At 36.9% G+C, this 4,926-nt stretch carries 4 protein-coding genes and 2 pseudogenes; 3 read left to right on the top strand and 3 right to left on the bottom strand.

Annotated elements, in window-relative coordinates; translation table 11 throughout:
- A partial coding sequence (locus tag GO685_RS03340) for a hypothetical protein (RefSeq protein WP_175937569.1) occupies positions 1–301 on the top strand: 301 nt, incomplete at its 5' end.
- Here GO685_RS03340 and ccmA read toward each other — a convergent pair.
- Together ccmA and GO685_RS03330 are read right to left on the bottom strand one after the other, a co-directional pair.
- Positions 285–896 (bottom strand): heme ABC exporter ATP-binding protein CcmA, encoded by a 612-nt coding sequence (gene ccmA, locus GO685_RS03335; RefSeq protein ID WP_175937568.1) that lies wholly within the window; start codon positions 894–896, stop codon positions 285–287. The genes GO685_RS03340 and ccmA overlap by 17 nt on opposite strands.
- A gap of 3 nt (positions 897–899) precedes the next feature.
- Positions 900–1,331, bottom strand: a complete 432-nt coding sequence (locus tag GO685_RS03330) for a hypothetical protein (protein ID WP_175937567.1) — start codon at positions 1,329–1,331, stop codon at positions 900–902.
- Between the two features lie 198 nt (positions 1,332–1,529).
- On the opposite strand from GO685_RS03330, the gene aspS reads away from it, so the two are divergent.
- Positions 1,530–3,332 carry an aspartate--tRNA ligase gene (gene aspS, locus GO685_RS03325; protein ID WP_175937566.1) on the top strand — a complete coding sequence of 601 codons (1,803 nt, stop codon included), beginning with the start codon at positions 1,530–1,532 and terminating at the stop codon, positions 3,330–3,332.
- A 29-nt stretch (positions 3,333–3,361) separates the two neighbouring features.
- Positions 3,362–4,621, top strand: a pseudogene (locus GO685_RS03320) (MFS transporter).
- A gap of 130 nt (positions 4,622–4,751) precedes the next feature.
- Here GO685_RS03320 and GO685_RS03315 read toward each other — a convergent pair.
- Positions 4,752–4,919: pseudogene (locus tag GO685_RS03315) on the bottom strand (IS5-like element ISSoc13 family transposase); the annotation flags it as partial.
- Positions 4,920–4,926 lie beyond the last annotated feature (7 nt).

Genomic DNA, 4,926 nt, shown 5'->3' with positions numbered 1-4,926 from the left:
CCATTTGGTAGTTTCTCTATTTGTAGCTAAGTTAAACTACCAGTTTTTGCTACATCTTTCCTTATTTTCTCATGATAAACTTTTTTCACAGGGCTTAAAAGAAAATGGGGCAAAAACAAGCTTAGAGATAAAAGTGCGATTAGCAGTATTAACTACGCTAACTGTTATGACTCTCGGTTTAGCACTAGTAGTATATTCTGTTATGAAGTGCATTCGAGAAATTGCTGCAAAAAAAACATGCGGCATTCTTAATAAAGTAGAGGGTGAAAAGGTGGGACCTTCAATTATGCAAAAAGCATAAGGTCAATTGTTGTAAAATCAATCGATTGCTTCGTAGAGCTATGTCCTGTAATAATTACTATACCATTTTGCTCAGAACGTATTGAGATTAGGTTCAGCACTAATTCGCAGGTTGCACTATCAAGATTACAAAATGGTTCGTCTATCAGCCAAATGTTTGCATTAGAGATTAAAAGGCGAGCAAGCGCAACTCTTCTTTTCCAACCTGCAGAAAGTTCACCATATCTAATATTAAGTACAGGTTGTAACTGTAAACAACAAACAGCGGCCATAATCAATTCTTTAGTATCTCGTATTCCTGCCCAGAGTTCTATATTTTCAGCAACAGTTAGGCTATTTTTGCAGGCATTTTTATGCCCTATATAGACCATAGAAGGTATATAAGACTTTGGATCATCATATATGTCTTTCCCACAGTGCCTTATGTTGCCTGACACTGGTGGCAACAGTCCGGATAAGCTTCTAATTAAACTGGTTTTACCACTACCATTTGGACCAGTGATTAAGATCTTAGATTTTGGCTTAGCTTGAAAACTGAGATTTTTAAATAATATTTTATTATTACGGGCGCAGGATAAATCTTCACATTCAAGCATGAATTATCTGCCCTTTCCTTTATACTTACCCTTAGTTGAAGCCTGAGCTTTTACAAACAGCTCCCAAAATCCTTTCTGTCCGCCTTCTCTATTTATCAACTGCGCCAAACGCTGCATAAATCCACCACTTAACATAACCATTTTTGTCCATTTACCTACTGGCTTTGCAATGTCAACTATTTCTGGATCTTCTTTGTAAACCTGTATATCTTTTTGCTTTTCACGCAGCATTTCTTGATGTTTCATCAACTCTTTTTGCTTATTCTTTTGATATAATTCATTGAATTTTCTGTCTTCCTCCCACTTTTCTTCAAGGACTTTTTTAGGAAATATGATTTTCCGAATTCGGTTCTTGTATATATTTCTCAAAAAGAAAAATACCGCAACCGCAACAAGTAATGTTATGCTATATATTATGATCTGTGCAAATGGCATTTTTCGTATCCAGATTTATTGAAAATACCCTTATTATTATACCACAATTATAGAAATTCTGCAAACCTATGTGTGAGCAAAGGCAGCACAAGGCAACATTTCTCTATCTTGCAAGTTGTGTAAATATACGATAAATGAGCTTGTATACAATAAAGTTTATTTCTATACTTCCTAAAAAACTCTGGTGACCAAACAAATATGAACTGCTACAAAACTCACACATGCAACGAACTCAGGAAGAATGATGTAGAAAAGGAAGTTACCCTATCTGGGTGGTTATACCGCAGACGCGACCATGGCAACCTGATCTTTGTTGATTTAAGAGACTTTTATGGAATTACTCAGTTGGTATTCAATAACGATAAAGATTTTTTTGGTGAAATATCAAATTTAAAATCAGAAAGTGTAATTACTGTTACGGGCATAGTCAAAGCTAGAACTGAAGATACAGTAAACAGCTCTATTTCTACTGGAGAAATCGAGGTGATAGTCAACAATTTGTGCGTTGAGTCGGAAGTTGAGTTCCACCTTGATGAAGCAATAGCAAAAGAAGAAAGAAGTATATTGGCAAGCATTACCGGCGAGCAAGAATACCCAGAAAACATGAGATTTAAATATCGATTTCTTGACTTAAGGCGTGAAAAAGCCCGCAACAACATTATTTTGCGTTCACAAATCATTGCTGAGCTTAGGAGGCTCATGATAGAGCAAGAATTTTTGGAGATTCAAACTCCAATACTCACAGCTTCCTCCCCTGAAGGAGCACGCGATTACCTAGTGCCAAGCAGGCTAAATCCTGGCAGGTTTTATGCATTGCCACAAGCTCCGCAGATTTTCAAACAGCTGCTCATGGTCTCAGGGTTTGATAAATATTTTCAAATTGCACCATGTTTTCGTGATGAAGATGCAAGGGCTGACCGCTCTCCTGGGGAATTTTACCAGCTAGACCTTGAAATGTCTTTTATAACTCAAGAGGACATATTTGACGTTATTGAATCTGCTTTATATAAAGTGTTTGCCAAATTTTCTCGCAAGTCTGTTGACAAAGACTTTCCACGCATTACATACAAAGAGGCAATGCTTAAGTATGGTTCTGACAAACCAGATTTGCGTAATCCACTATTAATCAGCGACGTTACAGAAATTTTCCGCGATTCAGGGTTCAATATTTTTAAAAGCAATATTGAACGTGGCATGGTAGTGAGAGCCATCCCCGCTCCCAAAACAGCAGAGGAACCACGCAGCTTCTTTGATAAAAAGATAGAACACGCACAGAAAGAATTTGGCGCCAAAGGGCTTGGATATATAACGTTTGATAAAGATGGCACTGCAAAAGGACCAATTGCTAAATTCCTTGATGACAATAGATTAAATCGCATAAGGGAAATAACGAATATAGAGCCCGGGGATAGCGTGTTCTTTGCTTCTGATCAAGAAAATGAAGCGGCAGCAATCGCAGGAAAAGTACGCACTCTTTTAGGGTCAGAACTGGGTCTAATAGATGACAATATCTTCAAGTTCTGTTGGGTTATTGATTTTCCATATTTCATATATGATGATAAAAGCAAAAAAATCGATTTCTTTCACAACCCATTCTCTATGCCTCATGGCGGCTTGAAAGATTTAGAGAAAAAAAATCCACTGGATATCCTTGCATACCAATATGATCTCGTCTGTAATGGGGTAGAACTGTCAAGCGGGGCAATCCGCAATAACAAATTGGATATTATGTACAAAGCTTTTGCCATTGCAGGTTATAACAAGGAAGAAGTTGATACAAAACTTGGTGCGCTTGTGCGTGCATTCAGATTCGGAGTGCCTCCTCACGGCGGAATAGCACCAGGGATTGATAGAATGGTGATGCTGCTTGCTGACGAGCCAAACATTCGCGAGGTAATCTGTTTTCCTATGAATCAGCAGGGTGAAGATGTTCTAATGGGTGCTCCTTCTGAGGTAGACAATAGACATTTACGTGAATTGTCTTTGCAGGTCATTGACTAAATACTCTAGACTATGTTAAACTAAGAATCATGAATAATATCCAAAAAGCAATACTATCGAGCATAATCTGCAACATGATTATATGGTATGAGTTAACTCTATTTGGGGTTTGATGCATATAATAAGTGACGTTTTTTTTCATCAGAAAGTGATTACATAAAAAAATCAAGTTCCTTGGCAGTTTTGCAATTGGATTTGGATTTAGACCACTTGGTGCATTTATTTTTGGTTACATTGGAGATAAGTACGGCAGGAGGAAAATTTTGCTGACTTCCGTAATATTAGCTTCGATATCGTCTACTGCAATTACGGTTATACCAAGTTCTAAAGAGATAGGAATATTTTCTCCTATGTTGCTTATGCTATGTAGAATAACGCAAGGAATGGCAACAGGTGGGGAAACGAGTATCAATGCAACCTTTTTAATAGAACATTCAAGCAATAAAAAAGATCTAGGGTTTTTAGGTAGCATGAAAGCTTTCAGCGGCGCGCTTGGTTCTATCACATGCTTTGTAACGATAGCTATTTGCAAAAAGCTTACAGGTGAAAATTATGAAATTTGGGGCTGGAGGCTGCTCTTCTACTTCTGTTCTATTATGGGCGTAATAGGCTTTCTAACAAGATACATGATGGAAGAGAGCTTAGCATACAAAGCTCATGATCAAAATAAAAGCTTATCTAATTCTCCATTTTTGGAATTAATCAGAAACTATAAAAGGATATTTGTAATAGCAATTGGGCTTGGCATCGCTCAAAATGCAATCGTTTATTCAGCAATCATGTTTTACAACATATCCGTAAAAGAACTTATCCTCTCAGGCATCGATATTAAAAATGTAGTAAGAATTATAATTGATATCACATTCGGAACGTCCGCGGTACTGTTTGCAACGCTATCTGATAAAGTTGGAAGAAGAAATGTGATGATTCCTACATTGGTAGCTTTAGCTTGCATCAGTTTACCGGCGCTCTCACTGTTATCTTATGATAGCCACTATATTGTAACATTCACCTATTTGTTGATAAATGTGCCGATAGGTGCGTCTTTTGGAATACATAATTCTCTTGTTTGTGAGTTGTTTCCAACAAAAGTTAGATGTACTGGTTTTAGCCTAGCACATAATATCTCTGCAGGAATTTTTGGTGGTCTCTCTCCCTCTATATGCATATGGCTTATAGAAAAAACTGAAACAAAACTTGCAGCAGGCATTTATCTTACTGCCTGTGCATTAATTAGCCTGATATCTGTGCTTCAAATCAAAGCCAAAGATAAAAAAGTTGATTGGTGAAATTTTTCCTTTAATAGTGATTCCTCATATTTTAATCACACCCTAGAACTATAAATGTAGTTCATTTAATTCAAGCAAAAACCAGTTTACCGTGAACAAATTTTGTTACCTAGTCTCTGTGAACAAAATTTTAGAGAAGCCATATGAAAGAACCAACGAAGTTTAAAAAACCCATAAAAACCTCAGCAGTCTTGTCAAATCGAGAAAAAACACCTCTAAAGTTCTTGATTTTTCCAAAGAAGCATTCAATCAAATGCCGCTCTTTATAAAGATGTTTGTCGTAGTCTCTCTTCACTTTTCAATTC

It is taken from the genome of Wolbachia endosymbiont of Madathamugadia hiepei (assembly GCF_013366855.1).
GTDB lineage: Bacteria > Pseudomonadota > Alphaproteobacteria > Rickettsiales > Anaplasmataceae > Wolbachia.
The sequence above is the reverse complement of the archived record's forward strand: the minus strand, read 5'-3'. Positions and strand labels throughout refer to the sequence as shown.

What these genes read in the sequence shown, in the direction of transcription:
- aspS (WP_175937566.1), top strand. Translation starts at nt 1,530, where the DNA reads ATGAACTGCTACAAAACTCACACATGCAACGAACTCAGGAAGAATGAT.
- ccmA (WP_175937568.1), bottom strand. Translation starts at nt 896, where the DNA reads ATGCTTGAATGTGAAGATTTATCCTGCGCCCGTAATAATAAAATATTA.
- GO685_RS03330 (WP_175937567.1), bottom strand. Translation starts at nt 1,331, where the DNA reads ATGCCATTTGCACAGATCATAATATATAGCATAACATTACTTGTTGCG.